Origin of the sequence: Streptomyces sp. NPDC004732, assembly GCF_040609235.1 — a bacterium.
Taxonomy (GTDB): domain Bacteria; phylum Actinomycetota; class Actinomycetes; order Streptomycetales; family Streptomycetaceae; genus Streptomyces.
Genome location: NZ_JBEXJR010000007.1, coordinates 146,769 through 163,997 on the forward strand (window position 1 = coordinate 146,769; position 17,229 = coordinate 163,997).

General features: G+C 71.2%; 15 protein-coding genes. 11 read left to right on the forward strand and 4 right to left on the reverse strand.

Going from position 1 to position 17,229, the window contains the following annotated elements:
• Positions 1 to 14: 14 nt before the first annotated feature.
• Both ABZV77_RS22070 and ABZV77_RS22075 read right to left on the reverse strand, forming a co-directional pair.
• The gene (locus tag ABZV77_RS22070; RefSeq protein ID WP_356260184.1) at positions 15 to 1,919 is read right to left on the reverse strand and encodes an NAD-binding protein; all 1,905 of its coding nucleotides are present in this window, start codon (positions 1,917 to 1,919) and stop codon (positions 15 to 17) included.
• 72 nt (positions 1,920 to 1,991) lie between these two features.
• Positions 1,992 to 2,951: an ADP-ribosylglycohydrolase family protein gene (locus tag ABZV77_RS22075; RefSeq protein WP_356259348.1), complete on the reverse strand. Its 960-nt coding sequence runs from the start codon at positions 2,949 to 2,951 to the stop codon at positions 1,992 to 1,994.
• Between the two features lie 187 nt (positions 2,952 to 3,138).
• On the opposite strand from ABZV77_RS22075, the gene ABZV77_RS22080 reads away from it, so the two are divergent.
• The 6 genes from ABZV77_RS22080 to ABZV77_RS22105 all read left to right on the forward strand — a co-directional run bounded on the left by ABZV77_RS22080 (position 3,139) and on the right by ABZV77_RS22105 (position 9,889).
• On the forward strand, positions 3,139 to 4,398 hold the full coding sequence (locus ABZV77_RS22080; protein ID WP_356260187.1) for an alpha-L-fucosidase: 1,260 nt from the start codon (positions 3,139 to 3,141) through the stop codon (positions 4,396 to 4,398).
• Between the two features lie 91 nt (positions 4,399 to 4,489).
• The gene (locus ABZV77_RS22085) at positions 4,490 to 6,430 is read left to right on the forward strand and encodes a beta-N-acetylglucosaminidase domain-containing protein (RefSeq protein ID WP_356259350.1); all 1,941 of its coding nucleotides are present in this window, start codon (positions 4,490 to 4,492) and stop codon (positions 6,428 to 6,430) included.
• Between the two features lie 116 nt (positions 6,431 to 6,546).
• The gene (locus ABZV77_RS22090) at positions 6,547 to 7,386 is read left to right on the forward strand and encodes a TetR/AcrR family transcriptional regulator (protein WP_356259352.1); all 840 of its coding nucleotides are present in this window, start codon (positions 6,547 to 6,549) and stop codon (positions 7,384 to 7,386) included.
• Between the two features lie 51 nt (positions 7,387 to 7,437).
• Positions 7,438 to 8,334 (forward strand): 3-keto-5-aminohexanoate cleavage protein, encoded by an 897-nt coding sequence (locus ABZV77_RS22095; RefSeq protein ID WP_356259355.1) that lies wholly within the window; start codon positions 7,438 to 7,440, stop codon positions 8,332 to 8,334.
• A 56-nt stretch (positions 8,335 to 8,390) separates the two neighbouring features.
• The gene (locus tag ABZV77_RS22100; protein ID WP_356259357.1) at positions 8,391 to 9,347 is read left to right on the forward strand and encodes a 3-hydroxyacyl-CoA dehydrogenase NAD-binding domain-containing protein; all 957 of its coding nucleotides are present in this window, start codon (positions 8,391 to 8,393) and stop codon (positions 9,345 to 9,347) included.
• Positions 9,348 to 9,397: 50 nt separating this feature from the next.
• Positions 9,398 to 9,889, forward strand: coding sequence for a thioesterase family protein (locus ABZV77_RS22105; protein ID WP_356260190.1), 492 nt, complete (start codon positions 9,398 to 9,400; stop codon positions 9,887 to 9,889).
• 4 nt (positions 9,890 to 9,893) lie between these two features.
• Here ABZV77_RS22105 and ABZV77_RS22110 read toward each other — a convergent pair whose 3' ends face one another.
• Entirely contained in the window at positions 9,894 to 11,186 is a 1,293-nt protein-coding gene (locus tag ABZV77_RS22110; protein ID WP_356259360.1) for an MFS transporter, read from the reverse strand.
• Between the two features lie 245 nt (positions 11,187 to 11,431).
• Positions 11,432 to 12,238, reverse strand: a complete 807-nt coding sequence (locus ABZV77_RS22115; protein ID WP_356260192.1) for a hypothetical protein — start codon at positions 12,236 to 12,238, stop codon at positions 11,432 to 11,434.
• 147 nt (positions 12,239 to 12,385) lie between these two features.
• Here ABZV77_RS22115 and ABZV77_RS22120 point away from each other — a divergent pair, with 147 nt between their 5' ends.
• The 5 genes from ABZV77_RS22120 to ABZV77_RS22140 all read left to right on the forward strand — a co-directional run bounded on the left by ABZV77_RS22120 (position 12,386) and on the right by ABZV77_RS22140 (position 17,203).
• Positions 12,386 to 13,726: a 6-phospho-beta-glucosidase gene (locus tag ABZV77_RS22120; RefSeq protein WP_356259362.1), complete on the forward strand. Its 1,341-nt coding sequence runs from the start codon at positions 12,386 to 12,388 to the stop codon at positions 13,724 to 13,726.
• A gap of 7 nt (positions 13,727 to 13,733) precedes the next feature.
• Positions 13,734 to 14,123 carry a (2Fe-2S) ferredoxin domain-containing protein gene (locus tag ABZV77_RS22125; RefSeq protein WP_356259365.1) on the forward strand — a complete coding sequence of 130 codons (390 nt, stop codon included), beginning with the start codon at positions 13,734 to 13,736 and terminating at the stop codon, positions 14,121 to 14,123.
• Positions 14,124 to 14,264: 141 nt separating this feature from the next.
• The gene (locus tag ABZV77_RS22130; RefSeq protein ID WP_356259368.1) at positions 14,265 to 15,110 is read left to right on the forward strand and encodes a hypothetical protein; all 846 of its coding nucleotides are present in this window, start codon (positions 14,265 to 14,267) and stop codon (positions 15,108 to 15,110) included.
• A gap of 252 nt (positions 15,111 to 15,362) precedes the next feature.
• The gene (locus ABZV77_RS22135) at positions 15,363 to 16,139 is read left to right on the forward strand and encodes a hypothetical protein (RefSeq protein WP_356259370.1); all 777 of its coding nucleotides are present in this window, start codon (positions 15,363 to 15,365) and stop codon (positions 16,137 to 16,139) included.
• Positions 16,136 to 17,203 (forward strand): hypothetical protein, encoded by a 1,068-nt coding sequence (locus ABZV77_RS22140; RefSeq protein ID WP_356259372.1) that lies wholly within the window; start codon positions 16,136 to 16,138, stop codon positions 17,201 to 17,203. The genes ABZV77_RS22135 and ABZV77_RS22140 overlap by 4 nt, the downstream gene beginning before the upstream one ends.
• The last annotated feature ends 26 nt before the right edge of the window (positions 17,204 to 17,229 follow it).

Genomic DNA, 17,229 nt, shown 5'->3' on the forward strand with positions numbered 1-17,229 from the left:
GTGGGAACAGCTTCTCAGGGCTGGGCGGGAAGCGGTCTGCGCGCGAGGAGTTCGGCGAGTCCCTGACGGGTGGCCGCCAGGACGACACGGTCCTCGGGGCGCAGTTGGTAGTCCGGGTCGAGCTCCCACTCCAGGCCGGAGGAGAGGCCTGGTTCCTGGTCCGACGAGCGCTCCAGTGCGACGACGCGCCACGCCCCGGGACGGAACACCTCGGCGATCTTGCGGCCCGTGAGCTGCGGCTGGAGCGAGACGTCGAGCGCCGCGAAGAGCAGCACCGAGCGCTCGACGGGCAGGGCGCCCAGGATCTGGCGGCCCATCATCGCCCCGGCGAAGGCGGGCGCGGCCAGCGCGGACACACTGCGGCTGCGGGTCAGCGCGCCGGGGTGCGCGGCGCGCAGGGTGCGGTAGACGGCGGTCGCGAACTCGTCGTCGTACAGCCGCAGCGCCACCCGCAGATCGGGCTTCACCGACCGTGCGTACAGCGCCGCTTCGAGGTTGATGGTGTCCGCGCTGGTCAGCGCGAGCAGTGCGTGGGCGCGGTGCACCTTGGCCGCCTCCAGGACACCCTCCTCCGTCACGTCGCCGATCACGGTGGGCACGCGCAGGCGCCGGGCCAGGGAGATGCCGCGGGCCTCGGGGTCGGCCTCCACGCACACCACCGGGATGTCCAGCTCACGCAGCCGGGCGAGCACCCGGGTGCCGATCTTGCCGAGGCCGAGCAGGACGACGTGGCCCGAGAGGCCGCGCGGCGGGCGGCGCAGCGAGGACGCGGTGCGGAAGGTGCCGAGGGCCTCCAGGACGGCGGCGAACAGGATCGGCAGGAGCAGCAGCCCGACCAGTCCCGCGAGGAGTTGGAGGACCTGGCGGCTCATCGGCCCTTCGGTCGCCGGGTCGTTGATCGAGAAGAGGTCGAGGAGCGTCAGATACGTCGCGTGCAGCGGGGTGGTGTCCTTGGTGGTGACGATCGACGCGATGGCCATGCCGAGGACGGCCGCCGCGAACCCGGCCACCGACCAGCGCAGCCGCCGCGAGAACAGCTCCCGCAGCGGCACCCCGCGCCCCGCGAGGAACCCGGGCGGCAGCGGGGCGGACCCCGAGTACGAGACGGCCTCCAGGACCAGTGCGCCCCGCCCGGGAGAGGCCGTGACGGCGTCGTCGTCGGGCAGCAGCCGGGGCCCCGCGCCGACGCCCGCGTCGTCGGAACCCTCCGATCCCGCCGGGTCGTTGGCGGTGGACGAGAGCAGCGCGAGCGTGGCGAGGCCGCGCGGCGCCACCTCGCCCGGCGCGGGCGGGGTGCGCTCCACGGCGCGCAGCAGCAGCCCGTCGGCGTGCACGACCTTGCTGGTCCCCGCGACCGCGGTGGCCGCGAGGGCGGGCGCCGCGGTGTCGGCGTCGGAAAGGACGGTGACGCTGGCGTCGGTGGTGGCCAGGCCCGCCACGGCGGCGGCCTGGTCGAGCAGCTCCTCCACGTGCTGGCCGAGCTTGCGGTTGTACAGCCGGATCACCAGGCGCAGCCGGGGGTTGAGCCGTCGCGCCGCCAGCGCCGTGCGGATGTTGGTCTCGTCGTCGTCATGCATCAGCGCGAGCGCGGCGGCCTGCGGGACACCCGCGTCGACGAGGACGTCGTCGGTGAGCTCGGCGGCTTCGAGGGTCCGCGGCAGATCCGCCGCGCCGCCATCACCATTGCCCTGCCCGTTTCCGCTCCCGCTCCCGTTCGCGGACCCGTTCCCAGTGCCGGTGGTGCGTGACACCGCGGCAGTGATACGTCCGATCAGTGCGGTCGTCCGGGCCCGCCCCGTCAGCCGACTCGGCTCGCCGCCTCCGGGCGGCAGGACGAGGACGACCTGTTCGCCGTAGACGCCGCGGAGTTCGGCGGCGAGGCGGTGGGCCAGGACGTTGTCACCGCCGCACACGACCATGTGGCCGGGTGCGGGCAGCGGTGGGCGCGGTGGGGGAAGCGAAGATGCGTGCGACACACAAGGAAGAGTGCCTCATGTGGCCGTGTGGTTCCCGGAGTCGAGCCGCTCGGCGAGTTCCACCAGGTCTGCGAGGCGCAGCACCCGGCCGGGCGCGGCCGCCCCCGGCAGCGGCACATGGAGGGGTTCGGTCCAACGGCCGGGGATCGTACCGATCCCGTACCGGGCTCCCGCCAGAGCCCCGGTGACCGCGGCGACGGTGTCCGTGTCGCCGCCCAGGTCGACGGCGGCACGCAGGGCGTCCTCGTACGACCCGGTCGTACGCAGCGCCCACACGGCGGAACCGAGGCACGGCCAGACCGCGCCGTTGAACTCGGTGGCGTCGTCGGGGTGCCAGGCGGGGGAGAGGACCACGGCGTAGCGGTCGCGGTGGTCCGGGTGGACGAGGGGGAGGGCGTCCGGGAGCGCGGCGAGCGGGTCGTCCCCGGTCAGGGCCACGCGCAGCAGCTCGTGGAAGAGGGCGGTGCCTTCCCAGGCGGCCCGGTCGCCGTGGGTGAGGGCGGCGATGCGGCGGGCCGCGTCCAGGGTGGCGGACTGCCCCGCCGGGGCGAAGTACACGGCGGACGTGGTGGCCCGCATCAGCGAACCGTTGCCCGCCGCGCGGAGGTTGACCTCGAAGTGGGCCTGCGCGGCACGGTTCCACGGGCTGCCGTTGGTGAGGACGTCCTCGGTCTGCAGCCCGATGTCCTTGGGCGCGTCGGCGGCCCACCGCTGGAAGCGGGCGAAGATGTCCGGCAGGTCGAGGCCGTCGCGCTCCAGCAGCGAGTCGGCGACGTGCACGGCCAGCTGGGTGTCGTCCGTGGCCTCCCCGGGGTCCCAGCCGCCGCCCCCGCACATCTCGCCGCCGCGCCCGCCGTCCCCGGCCGGGAAGCGCGCGGAGAAGGCGTGCGCGTCCCCGAACTCGAAGGGAGCGCCCAACGCGTCCCCCACGGCGGACCCGACGACGGCCCCTGCGACGCGTTCATGACGTTCCATCCGACGAGCCTACTGAGCGGTGTTCCGAGGCGGGTCATGAGGAGACCACGAGGAGCGGTGGAGGCAACTCGTGGAGAAGAAGACGAGAAGACCTCCGACCTCTTGTCCCCGGAACCTTGAGCGACTTAGCCTGCTCGCGCTCCTGACCGGCGACCGGGAACCACCCACCGAGGGAGAACCACCCGTGATCCAGCCCTGGTTCGGCGACGCCAAGCTCGGCATCTTCCTGCACTGGGGGATCTACAGCGTGGACGGAGTGGCCGAGTCCTGGTCGTTCTTCGACGGGCGGGTGCCCTACGACCGCTACATGGCCCAGCTCGACGGATTCACCGCGGCACGGTACGACCCCGTGGGGTGGGCGGACCTGTTCGTCCGCGCGGGCGCCCGCTATGCCGTCCTGACCGCCAAGCACCACGACGGCGTCGCCCTCTGGGACACCGCAGCGAACGACCTGTCGGTCGTCAAGCGCACCCCTGCGGGCCGTGACCTCATCGCTCCCTACGTCGCCGCCCTGCGTACCCGCGGCATCAAAGTGGGCCTGTACTACTCGCACTTGGACTGGTCCCACCCGGACTACGCCACCGTGCGCCCCGAGGGGCAGGACCCGGCCGAGCGCGGCAACCCCTACTCCATGCCGGTCGCGGGCGACGAATCGCCGGAGCGCTGGGCGGAGTTCCTCGCCTTCCACCGCGTCCAGGTGAGGGAGCTGCTCGAACGGTTCCGGCCCGACCTGCTGTGGTTCGACGGCGAGTGGGAGCGCAGCCCCGAGCAGTGGCGGATGGCTGAGCTCGCCGAGGAGATCGCCGCGCTCAGCCCGCACACCGTGGTCAACGGCCGCCTCGCCGGACACGGCGACTACGCCACGCCGGAACAGGGCGTGCCGATCGAACCGCCCGCCCAGCCCTGGGAGTTGTGCCTCACCGTCAACGACTCCTGGGGCCACCAGCCGCAGGACACCCGCCACAAGTCCCCGCGTCAGTTGATCCGCATCTTCGTCGAGACCATCGGGGGCGGCGGCAACCTGCTGCTCGACATCGGCCCGAAGGGCGACGGCACGCTGCTGCCCGAGCAGACGGCACGGCTCGAAGCGCTGGGGGAGTGGACGGGGCGGCACGCCGATGCCGTGTACGGGACGGTGCGGGGCCTGCCGCACGGCCACTTCTACGGGCCGTCCACGCTCTCCGCCGACCGCCGCACCCTCTACCTCTTCCTCTTCGACCGGCCCAACGAGTACGTCGTCCTGCGCGGCGTCCGCAACGCGGTGCGCTCGGCACGCGTGCTCGGCAGGGACACCGAGGTGCGCCACGAACGGGTCGGCGGCCTCGGCGACGTACCCGGCTGGGAGTACGTGCACCTCACCGACGACCACCTCGACCCGCTCTGCACCGTGCTCGCCCTGGAACTCGACGGCGCACTCGACCTGTACCGCGAACACACCCGCGACTGACCCCCGCCGACTCCCACGGCCTCCGACCGACCTCGACCGCCCCCGACCGAAAGGCACCACCAACGCACGTACGACGCCACCTGGAGGTTGCATGCCGCACGTCACCAGAACCAGCGTCCGAACCTGTGTCGCGTTCCTCTCGCTCACCGCCCTCGCGGCGCCCCTCGCCCCCGCCGCCACCGCGAGCCCCGACCGCGGAGAACAGCGTCCCCTCCCCGTCGTCTCCCCGGCCCCGCAGCACATGTCCCGCGCGGGCGCCGACGTCCCCCTCGCCCGCCGCGCCGAACTCGTCGTCGGCGAGGGCACGGACGAGGCGGCCAGGGACCGGCTCACCCGGATACTGCGCGCCCATGGGGTGCGCGACATCGACGTACGCGGGAAGGCGTCGGGGCGCGCCCCGCTCACCGTCCTGCTCGGCCCGGCGACCCGCCCCGACATCGCGGAGGCGCTCGGCGGCACCGACGTACCGGAGCAGCCCGAGGGGTACGCGCTGCGCGTCGCGCACCGCACCGTCGCGCTCGGCGGCGCGGACGCGGCCGGGCAGTTCTACGCCGTGCAGAGCCTGCGTCAGCTCAGCACGCGCACGTCGGTCGCCGGTGCCGAGATCTCCGACCACCCCTCGATGCCCCTGCGCGGCAGCATCGAGGGCTTCTACGGCCCGCCCTGGACGGAGACCGAACGCCTCGACCAGCTCGACTTCCTCGGCGACACCAAGGCCAACACGTACGTGTACGCGCCGAAGGACGACCCCTACCACCGCGAGAAGTGGCGCGACCCCTACCCGGCGGACACGCTCGACGGGCTGCGGAAGCTCGTGGACCGGGCGGGCGCCAACCACGTCCGCTTCACGTTCGCCGTGTCGCCGGGCGCCTCCATCTGCTACTCCGACCCGGCCGACGTCGCGGCGCTCACGGGCAAGCTGCAGTCGATGTACGACCTCGGCGTACGGTCCTTCTCCATTCCGCTCGACGACATCAGCTATACCAAGTGGAACTGCGCGGCCGACGAGGCGAAGTTCGGCGCGCCGGGGCGCGGGCCCGCGGCCGCGGCGCAGGTGGGCCTCCTCAACACCGTCCAGCGGGAGTTCATCGGGCGGAAGGAGGGCACGAACCCGCTGCAGACCGTGCCCACCGAGTACGCCGACCTCACCGACACCGCGTACAAGCAGAAGCTCCGCGCCGACCTCGACCCGGCCGTCGAGGTGATGTGGACCGGCACGGACACCGTGCCGCCCGAGATCACCAACTCCCAGGCCCAACAGGCCTCGGCGCTCTTCGGGCGCAAGGTCTTCGTCTGGGACAACTACCCGGTCAACGACTTCGCCCGCACCGCGGGACGGCTGCTCCTCGCGCCCTACGACAAGCGGGAGAAGGGCCTCTCCGGGCATCTCAGCGGCATCGTGTCGAACCCGATGAACCAGGAGGCGGCCAGCAAGCTCGCCGTCTTCACCATGAACGACTTCTCCTGGAACGACCAGGGGTACGACCGCACCCGCTCGGGACGGCAGGCGGCGCTGTACCTCGCGGGCGGCGACGCGCGCACGGCCGACGCCGTGCAGGTCTTCGTCGACCTCAACCACCTGGCGCCGACCTTCGGGGCCAAGAACTGGCAGCCCCAGTCGCCGGTCCTCGGCCCGAAGCTGGCCGCCTTCTGGGAGACGTACGCAACCGATCCGCGGGCCGCGATCCGTGCGCTGGCCCCTGTCGCGAAGGAGATCGGCGGCACGCCCGCCGCCCTGCGCTCCGGCGTTCCCGACCGGCAGTTCCTGCACGATGCCGACCGCTGGCTGGACGCCACCGAGCTGTGGGGCGAGGCGCTGCGGCACGGGCTCGCCGCGCTCACCGCGATCGAGGACGGCGACGGGCAGGGGGCGCGGCGGGAGCGCGAGGCGATGGACGACGTCGCCGCGCGGATCGCGAAGATCACCGTCGACCCCGCCGAGCACCACCAGCGGGGGCCCGTGAAGATCGCCGACCCGTTCCTCGACGACTTCGTCAGCGGGGTGCGGGAGCGGCATGACGCATCCGACTGATTCGTCAGTCAGAATCGCAATTCCCACCCGGTATCGCAGTAGAACCTGGTGAATCTCGGAGAGGAACGCCGCCCGCGCGTTGCGTTCGCCGCAACGCGCGGGTAGGGTCGCCGACCATGCAGTACGACCCCGAGGTGGCCGACCGCGTCCGCAAGGTGATCGCCGACGCCGGTGTCACCCAGCGCGAATTCGCCCGCCGCATCGTCATGGATCCCTCCAAGCTCTCCCGGTCGCTCGGCGGCACCCGGCGCTTCACGGCCGCGGAGCTCGCCCGCATCGCGGACACGGGCGGGGTCGACGCGGGCTGGCTGCTCGGCGCCGTCCGGCCCCCGGAGCCCGCCGTGCGGCGCGAGCGTGCCGTGGCACCCGAGGGCGGCCGCCCCCTGCAGATCGTCCGCGAGACCGTCCGGCTCATCGCGGAGCGCGGCTTCCACGCCGTCCGCGTCCAGGACATCGCCGCGGCCTGCGACACCAGCACCGCCGCCATCCACTACCACTTCCCGGGCCGCGACGACCTGCTCGAAGCCGCGGTGCGCTGGTGCATGGACGAGGACACCGCGCGCCGCGCGGCCCGGATCGCGGACGCCGCCGACACCGCGGACGAGCTGCGCCAGCTCATCGAGCTGCAGATCCCCCGCACCCCGCAGCAGCGCTGGCAGTGGAGCGTCTGGCTCGACCTGTGGGCGGAGGCCGCCCGCTCCACCGCCATGGGGCGGCTGCACGCCGACTACTACCGGCAGTGGCGCACCACCGTCGCCGACGTCATCCGCCGCGGCATCGCCGAAGGCGTCTTCCGGCTCGCCGACCCCGAGGCCGCCGCGCTGCGCCTGACCGCGCTGATCGACGGCCTCGCCACCCAGGTCCTGGCCTCGGCGCCGGACAGCCCCGGCACGAGCCCGGACGACATGCACGAGTCCCTCGTCGCCTACGTGGACGCCACGCTGACCGCGCACTGACCGCTCGCCGAAGACTTCACACAACACCCCACCCCCGAGGGAGAGTTCAGCATGCCCGTGAACGACAACGTGATCATCACCGCCGCCCTGACCGGCGCCGGTGACACCGTCCGCAAGAGCCCGCACGTGCCCGTCACGCCCGAGCAGATAGCCGCCTCGGCGGTCGAGGCCGCCGAGGCGGGCGCCGCCGTCGTGCACATCCACGTCCGCAACCCCGAGACCGGCGATCCCTCCCGCGACCCGCGCCTGTACCGCGAGGTCGTCGAGCGCATCAAGGAGACCGGCACCGACGTCGTCATCAACCTGACGGCGGGCATGGGCGGCGACCTCGTCATCGACCCCATCGTGCCGCTGCAGGACCTCGGCGAGCTGCCCGGCACTGACCTCGTCGGCGGCCTCGACCGCCTCCCGCACGTCGAGGAGCTCCTCCCCGACATCTGCACCCTCGACTGCGGCTCCCTCAACTTCGGGGACAACCTCTACATCTCCACGCCCGACATGCTCCGCCAGGGCGCCAAGCGCATCCAGGAGCTCGGCGTCCGCCCCGAGCTGGAGATCTTCGACACCGGCCAGCTGTGGTTCGCCAAGCAGCTCCTCGCCGAGGGACTCCTCGACAACCCCACCGTCTTCCAGCTCTGCATGGGCATCCCGTGGGGCGCCCCCGCCGACCCGGGCGTCCTGCAGTCCATGGTCAACATGCTTCCCGAAGGCGCCCAGTGGGCCAGCTTCGCGCTCGGCCGCATGCAGATGCCGTGGGTCGCCCAGTCCATCCTGCTCGGCGGCCAGGTCCGCGTCGGCCTGGAGGACAACCTCTACCTCGGCAAGGGCAACAAGGTGACGAACGCCCAGCTCGTCGAGCGCGCCGTCCAGATCACCGAGAACCTCGGCTCGCGCGTCGCCACCCCGGACGAGGCCCGCCAGAAGCTCGGCCTGAAGCCCCGCTCCTGACACCGCCGCGCTGCCCCCCCTCACGCCTTCACCCCACCCCCACAGAGGACCTCACCATGAGCAACACCGCCCCTGAAGACGTACGCCGCGTCGCCTGCGTCGGCGCCGGTGTCATCGGCGGCGGCTGGGTCGCCCACTTCCTGGCCCGTGGCTACGACGTCACCGCCTGGGACCCCGCCCCCGACGCCGGACAGAAGCTGCGCCGTCTCGTCGAGGCCGCCTGGCCCGCGCTCACCCAGCTCGGACTCGCCGAGGGCGCCTCGCAGGACCGCCTCACCGTGACCGCGACCCTCGAAGAGGCCGTCGCCGACGCCCAGTTCGTGCAGGAGAGCGCCCCCGAGAAGCTGGAGCTCAAGCGCGACCTGCTCGCGCGCCTCGACGCCGCCGCCCCGGCCGGTGTCGTCATCGCCTCCTCCACCTCCGGCTATCCGATGACCGACATGCAGACCGAGGCCGCGACCCCGGGCCGCCTCGTCGTCGGACACCCCTTCAACCCGCCGTACCTGATACCCCTCGTCGAGGTCGTCGGCGGCGAGCGGACCGACGCCGACGCCGTGGCGTGGGCGTCCCGCTTCTACGAGGTCGCGGGCAAGTCCGTGATCACCATGAAGAGCGAAGTCCCCGGCTTCATCGCCAACCGCCTCCAGGAAGCCCTGTGGCGCGAAGCCCTGCACATGGTCGCCAACGGCGAGGCCACCGTGCGGGAGATCGACGACTCCATCACCGAGGGCCCCGGCCTGCGCTGGGCGTTCATGGGCCCGATGCTCACCTTCGCGCTCGCGGGCGGCGAGGGCGGCATGGCCCACATGCTCGACCACTTCGGCCCGTCCCTGAAGTCCCCCTGGACGCGGCTCGAAGCCCCTGAGCTCGACAAGAAGCTGTACGACGCCGTCGTCGCGGGCTGCGACGACGCGGCGGACGGCCGCACCATCGCGGACCTCGTCGCCGAGCGCGACCAGGGCGTCATCGACGTCCTGCGCGCCACGGGCCGACTGAACGGAGGCGACAAGTGAGCGAGTCCCAGACCCGGCCCGAGGCCCAGCCCCAGCCCCAGGTCCAGCCCCTGCCCCTGGCCCGCCACCGCGTCCGCCCCGAGTGGATCGACTACAACGGCCACATGAGCGAGGCCTTCTACGTCCTCGTCTTCGGCTACGCCACGGACGCCATGATGATCGAGACGGGCCTGCACGCCGGCTACCGCGAGTCCACCGGCTGCTCCCTCTACACGGTCGAGGCGCACGTGCGGTACCTGAACGACGTCTCCGAAGGAGCCCACCTCGCGGTCCGCACCCGGCTGCTGGGCGCGGACGCCAAGAAGGCACGCTTCACGCACGAGATGTACGCGGTGGAGGACGAGGGCGACGAACCGGCTCCGGACGCCGCCCCCGTGGCCACCACCGAACTGCTCGCGCTCCACGTCGACCAGAACGCGGGCCGCGCGGTGCCCTTCCCTGCGGAGATCTGCGAGCGCCTGACGGGTCTCGCGGAAGAGGCCCCGGAGTGGGCGGGCCGCTCCATCGCCGTGGTGGGCGACCAGGCGGCCGGGCAGCGTTGAGGCGCTAGTCGAGAGCCTTGTGCGCGGTCTCCGGCAACCGCAGGTAGACCGCCGAGGACACGACACAGAGCACGGCCACGTACACGGGGAAGAGCCCGGGAGACCCGATCTCCTTGAAGAGGGTGCCCATGTACGGGGCCGTGCCGCCGAACAGGGCCACGGTGAGCGAGTACGGGAAACCGATCCCCGCGGCCCGCACCCGCGCCGGGAACACCTCCGCGTTCACCGCCGCCGAGATCGACGTGAAGCCGGTGAGCAGCACCATGCCCGCGCACTGCACGAGCAGCAGCGAAGTGAACGACCCGGTGAGCGACTTGAGCAGTGGCACGCTCAGGACGGCGAAGCCGATGCCGAAGAAGAGCAGCAGCGGCCTGCGCCCGACCCGGTCGGAGAGCAGCCCACCGACCGGCTGGAGCACCGCGAAGAACGCGAGAGAGACCGTGCCCGCGAGGAGCGCCTGGCTCTTGCTGATGTCCGTGTTCAGTTCGGCATACGTCGGCAGGTACGACGTCCACGTGTAGTAGGCGATGGTGCCGCCCGCGGTGATGCCGCAGATCAGCAGGGACTGGCGCGGATGGTGCCGCAGCGCGTCGAAGAGGCCGGGCCGGTCGTCCGGTTCCGCGGGCGCCCGGTGGGTCTCGTGCGCCCCCTGCCTGATCCAGAAGCCGACCAGGCTGAGCGCCGCCCCCACGAGGAAGGGCAGCCGCCAGCCCCAGCCGTCCATCTGCCCGTCGGAGAGCGTGGCGACGAGGAGCGCCGCGACGCCGGACGCGGCGAGCTGGCCCGCGCTCGTGGAGACGTACTGGAAACTGGAGAAGAGGCCGCGCCGCCCGGGGCCCGCCGACTCGACGAGGAAGGTCGTCGACGCGGCGAACTCACCGCCCACGGAGAGCCCCTGGAGCAGCCGGGCGAGTACGAGGACGACCGGGGCGAGCACGCCGACGGCCGCGTACGTCGGGGTCAGGCCGACCAGCAGGCTGCTGCCGCCCATGAGCAGGATCGTGACGGTCAGCGCGGCCCGGCGGCCGCGCCGGTCGGCGACCGCGCCCATGAGCAGGCCGCCGACGGGTCGCATGAAGAAGCCCACCGCGAAGACGGCGAAGGTGGAGAGCAGCGGGACGAGCGAATTGCCGGAGCTCTTGGGGAAGACCTGGTCGGCGATGTACGTGGCGAGGAAGGTGTACGCGTACCAGTCGTACCACTCGACGGCGTTGCCGACCGACGCCGCGAGCAACTGTCGTATCGGGCGCCGCTCATGGCCGGGGACGGCGGCGGTCACCTGGTCGTGCTGTGTCATGATCACGACCTTCCCCTGCCTCGCGGCGCCCCACACGTGCTGTCCGTCAGGCGGACGGGGCGTGCGCCGAGAGCCTGTCTTTGAACCCCCGCCTGCGCCCCGACGCCCGGCACGCGTGCTCGGCGCACGGAGTCCCCGGACAGGTGGCTCCGCCACATGACCGGGGACTCCGCACACCGATCACACGCACCGACCGCCGCTGCGCCCGCGCTCCGCGCGGACGACGGGGGTTCAAAGACGGGCTCTCAGCCGGTCGTGGGCTTGTACGCGTACACCGCCGTCGTCACCAGGCACGGCGCGGGCGGCACCACCTCGACGCGCAGGGTGCGGCGCGCGGAGTCGTAGTCGATGCCCTCGGTCTCGAACGATCCCGAGCAGATGCTGCGCTGCGGCGCGGCGAAGAGGCTCGCGACGCGGCCGGTCACCGGCTTCCCGTCGAGCGGCCGCTCCAGGTCGACCTGGAGGACCGGGCGGTCCTCGGGGAACAGTTCCTTGGACGCGTCGTTCGAGGCGCACACCAGACGGGTGTCGGAGACGAAGTCGCAGCCCTGGATGTCGCGCACCGGCTTGTCGAGCGTGATCTGCCCGGCCTGGGGGAGCGCGCCGCCGGTGGGCGGGGTCGAGGAATTGAGGAGCGGCGCGGGGAAGACCTGGAGGCGGTTCTGGTCGCCCCACTCGCCGGACACCAGCCACTGGTCGTCCGGGGAGACGGCCGCGAAGGAGTTGTTGAGCTTCTCGCCCGCGTCGAGCTTGTGCTCGTAGAGGTGGCGCTTCCCGTCCGGGGTGGTGACGGCGAACATCTTCGACTTTGCGTCGTCGCCGCCCTGGTAGGCGTCGAAGGTGTGGCCCTTCGCGATGTCGGGGTCGCCTATGTGGCCCCAGCCCTTCATGCGCAGGTCCAGGGGTATCGAGGCGAGCCCCCGGTAGAGGAGGCTGCCGTCGGCCTGGCTCGCGAGACCCTGACTGCCCGTGAGGGAGTTGACGTGCGAGGTGCCGGACTCCTGCCAGCCACCGGGCGCCGCGGGCGCGGCAGCCGCGCTGCCGCCCGTCATCACCGCCAGAGTGACGGCGCCGAACAGGGCGGTTGATGCCTTCCAGACGGTCATCGGGCGCTACCTCCGTGGGGGTCGGGTTGCTGCGGCGTCATCGTACGTAACGTGAGCCCCGGTGATAACGGTCCAACGGAAGGCGGTTCAGAGATGCAGCTGACAATTCTGGGGGGAGGCGGATTCCGCGTGCCGCTCGTGTACGGGGCCCTCCTCGGCGACCGCGCCGAGGGCCGTGTCACCGAGGTCGTCCTGCACGACCTCGACGCGGCACGGCTCGGCGCCGTCACCCGCGTCCTCGCCGAACAGGCCGCCGGAATCCCGGACGCGCCCGCCGTCACCGCCACCACCGACCTCGACGAGGCGCTGCGCGGCGCCGACTTCGTCTTCTCCGCCATCCGGGTCGGCGGCCTGGAGGGACGCGCCGCCGACGAGCGCGTCGCCCTCGACGAGGGCGTCCTCGGACAGGAGACGGTCGGCGCGGGCGGCATCGCCTACGGTCTGCGCACGGTGCCCGTCGCCGTCGACATCGCCCGCCGCGTCGCCCGGCTCGCCCCCGACGCCTGGGTCATCAACTTCACCAACCCCGCGGGCCTGGTCACCGAGGCCATGTCCCGCCACCTCGGGAACCGCGTCATCGGCATCTGCGACTCGCCCGTCGGACTCGGCCGCCGGGTGGCGCGCGTGCTCGGCGGCAACCCGGACGAGGCGTTCATCGACTACGTCGGCCTCAACCACCTCGGCTGGCTGCGCGGTCTGCGCATCGGCGGCCGCGACGAGCTGCCCCGCCTCCTCGCCGACCCGGCGCTCCTCGGCTCCTTCGAGGAGGGCAGGCTGTTCGGCACGGAGTGGCTCCAGTCGCTCGGCTCGATCCCCAACGAATACCTGCACTACTACTACTTCAACCGCGAGGCCGTCCGCGCCTACCAGGAGGCCGAGCAGACCCGCGGCGCCTTCCTCCGCGACCAACAGGCCAGGTTCTACGCGGAGATGCGGCGCACGGACGCCCCCGCGCTCAAGACCTGGGACGCCACCCGCGCCGAGCGCGAGGCGACGTACATGGCGGAGAACAGGGAAGCGGCGGGCGCGGGGGAGCGGGCCGAACAGGACCTGGAGTCCGGCGGCTACGAACAGGTCGCCCTCGCCCTGATGCGGGCCGTCGCGCGGGACGAGCGGGCGACGCTGATCCTCAACGTCCGCAACGGCACGACCCTCTCCGCGCTGGACGCGGACGCCGTCATCGAGGTGCCGTGCTCCGTCGACGCCAACGGCGCCCACCCCATGGCGGTGTCCCCGCTGCCGGGCCACGCCACCGGCCTGGTGTGCGCGGTCAAGGCGGTCGAGCGCGAGGTGCTCGCGGCGGCGGACAGCGGCTCGTCGGCCACCGCCGCCAAGGCGTTCGCCCTGCATCCACTGGTCGACTCGGTGGCCGTGGCGCGGCGCCTCGTGGACGGCTACCGGGGGGTGCATCCCGGTCTCGCGTACCTGAGATGATCACCGTATGAGTCCCGTCGTCTCCATCGGTGCCGCCGCCCGCCGCCCCTGCACGCTCGTCGTGTGCCGGGGCTGCTGCTGCGGCGACGCGCGCAAGAACCCCGGCATCGACCACGAGTGGCAGCTGGAGCGGCTGCGTTCCGCGGCGGCGGCCTCGCGCGGGCGGTTCACGGTGCGCACGAGCGACTGCCTCGGGCCGTGCGGCCAGGCCAATCTGGTCGTGGTCCAGCCTTCGCACGAGGGGCGCAGGCGGGGCGGCCGGGCGGCCTGGGTCGGCTTCGTCACGGACGACGAGTCGCTCGACGGGATAGTGGCCTGGGCGGAGGCGGGCGGCCCGGGCCTGGCAGAGCCGTCGGCGACGCTCTCGCTCCAGCTGGTGGATCCCCGCGCGGTCTAGGACGCCCGGGCAACCATCCCGGATCCACCACCGGGTCAAGTCTCCCCAGTTGCGGCTCAATTCGGACACGGATTAACCTGATGAAGAACCGTGTCCTTCTCTCTCATCCGCACCTCCGCACTGATGACAGAGGTGATCCGTATGCAGATGAACAGCACCTATCAACAGGCGCTGGACGGCACGCTGGTTTCCGAGGACGGACCCACAGGGAATCCGGCGACCTTCACCAACCAGACCTGTGTCCCGCTGTATCTCTATCTGCTGAGCACCGATGGGCAGCATTTCAGTGCGTTGGGGTCGCCGGACCAGTACATGCCGGAAGGTTCGATCGGTCTTTCTGCCAACGGGGGGAGCTATACGCGACAGGACCCGGGCGTGAACTGGTACTGGGTGTTCATGAACGGGTATTCGGGGGCGTTCGCCGCCGCATGCCAAACCCCTTCGGACGGCAGTGTGACCATCACGAGTTTCGATCTGCTCGACCCGAACGACATCGGCCTTCCGCCGCAGCCCGGCGACTACGTACTCATCCCGCCCGACTCCGTGCCCGCCATGGTCGGCTGTGGAATCCTGCCGAACAAGAACGCCGTGGTCCGGCAGCAGTTCTGGCAGCGCCTCCCCGACTCCTACAGCATCGGCCCGGGCGAAACGAAGACGGTCGAGAACACGCTGACGTCCGGCATGGAGCAGACCACGTCGAACCTGACCACCGTCGAGGGATCGGTCATGGGAAGCGCGTCGGCCGGTTGGGGCCCGGTCTCCGCATCCATCTCGGCCTCCCTGAGTGCCTCGGCCACGTCATTCCAGCAATTCACCACCACCACACAGACCACGTCCTACGTTTCGGACTTCTACCAGAACACCTCGGAGACCGATTCCGAAATGCACCTGTACTGGCAGCTGACGGATTCGATCACTGTCTACGATGCGAATGGCGTGGTGCTGAGCTCCATCATCACAGGCACGCAACCTGTGATCATAGGGTGATCTCCGAGCGAGCCTGAGCGGGGTGCGACCGTGAAAATGAATTCGGTGTACCAGGATGCCATCAACGAAACCCTTCAGTCGGCGACAACGGGTAAGAGTCTGACCGGGCTTACACTGTCCAACCAGCTCATTTTTCCCGTGACGGCCTATCTGATATCGGATTCCGGGTGGTGGGTCGGGGCGCTGGACCAGACCTTCTCGGAACCGCCCGGATACCCGGGTCTTCTGATACCCGCAGGAACCAGTGTGGACGTGGGCCCCGCCGAATTCGACCTGGGCTGGTACGTGCTGTTCCTGAACGCCTATTCCGGGGCGTTCGTGACGGTGCAGCAGGTCCAGTCCGCGGTCCTCGGCCCGGGCAACGGGCGCTACTGGCTCATAGCGAACCCGTCGTACGTGGTGGATCCCAATGACATCGGACCGGTCCCGGAACCCAACGCGTCCGTCGTCATTCCGCCGGACTCACCGCGGGTCGTCGTCGGCTTCGGCGGGCTCACGGCGACGAACAGCACAGTGGTGCGGGAGCAGTACTGGCAGCGCCTCCCCGACTCCTACAGCATTGCCGCCGGTGCGCTGCGGACCATCAACTACACCACCACATCCGGGATGGAGAGCACCACCTCCGACCAGACCACGCTGGCGTCCTCGGTCACGGGGAGCGGCACGGCCGGGTGGGGCCCCGTTTCCGCCACCCTCACGGCCAGCCTGAGCGCCAACTCGACCTCCTTCCAGCAGACCAGCACGACGGTCGAGAGAACGGCCTTCGTGTCCCAGACGTACGACAACACGGCGGCGGACGCGAAGTCGAGAGTCGTCTTCTACTGGCAGCTCACGAACGTGCTCACGGTGTTCGACAAGGACGGCAACGCTTCCGCGTCGCTCGTCTACGGGACGGAGAATCCCGCGGTCATCGACGCGCACACGGTCGGCGACCTTCCTCCCCGCCCCTTGGAGAAGAAGCTCCCGATGTCCGCGGAGATGCGGGCACGACTGCCCGCCGCCGTCACCCACGAGGGAGAAGTGCGGTGAATCACGCGCCCGTGCAGCCGGACGAGGCGCATGCCGCCGTCGAGGACTGGCTGTCCTGCCCCGGCATCGTCATGCTCGACACCGGCGCGAAGGTCCGGGGCGGCCGCGCGCTCCCGCAGCAGGCGATCATCGTCGGCGTGGTGCAGAAGAAGCCCAGAGCCGCCCTCACGCCTCTGGACTTCCCGGTCCCGCCTTCCGTGGAGGTCGAGATCCTCCGGCCGGACGGCACGATCGTCACCACGACCGTGCCCACGGACGTGGTGGAGACCGGTGAGATCCACCCGATGTCGCTGTCCTCGCGGGAGCGCCCGTGTCCCGGCGGGTTCCGCATCCAACCGCAGGCACGGGAGCGGTGGCATGGCCTGGTGTACCTGCTGTCGTTGGGGACGCTGGGCGTCACCACCACCTTCCGCAACCAGCGGTGCCTGCTGACGAACTGTCATGTGGTCGGTGACCTGGCCATGGCACCTGGATACGCCGTCTACCAGCCGTCCTGGTCCAGACGGAGGCCACAGAGGGAAGGGAACGCCATCGGCGTCTGCGACGGTACGGTCCGCATCCTGACCTACGGGTCGCCGACCGTGGAGAAGCCCATACGCAACCAGTACGACTTCGCCTGGGCCGTGGTGGACGACGTGAACCTGACGTCACATCGGGTACAGGGCATTTACAACGAGCAGGGAGCGCTCCCCATCGAGCGGGATCCCCTGCGGGGGAACGCGGTGACGTGGATCGGCGCCACCACCGGTCTGAGACAGCAGACGGTCATCGCGTCGGTGAAGACCATGGCCAAGTGGCCTCGGGCCGGTGGGTGGGCGTACTGGGAGAAGCTCATCTGCATCAACGGCGACCCCCTCGCCCCCGCCGTCATGCAACACGGCGACTCCGGTGCGGCCCTGCTCCGTCGGCGCGTGGACGCCCAGGGTGTCGAACGCTTCGCCGTCGTGGGGCTTTGCTCCGCGTCCTCGGCCAACGGCGCGTACATCTACGCGACGCGGATACCGGACGAGAACCTCGCGGACGGCCCGCAGAAGATGCGCTTCCTGCCGCCCGACCCACCATGATGCGGAACCCGTGAGGCCCCCGCGGT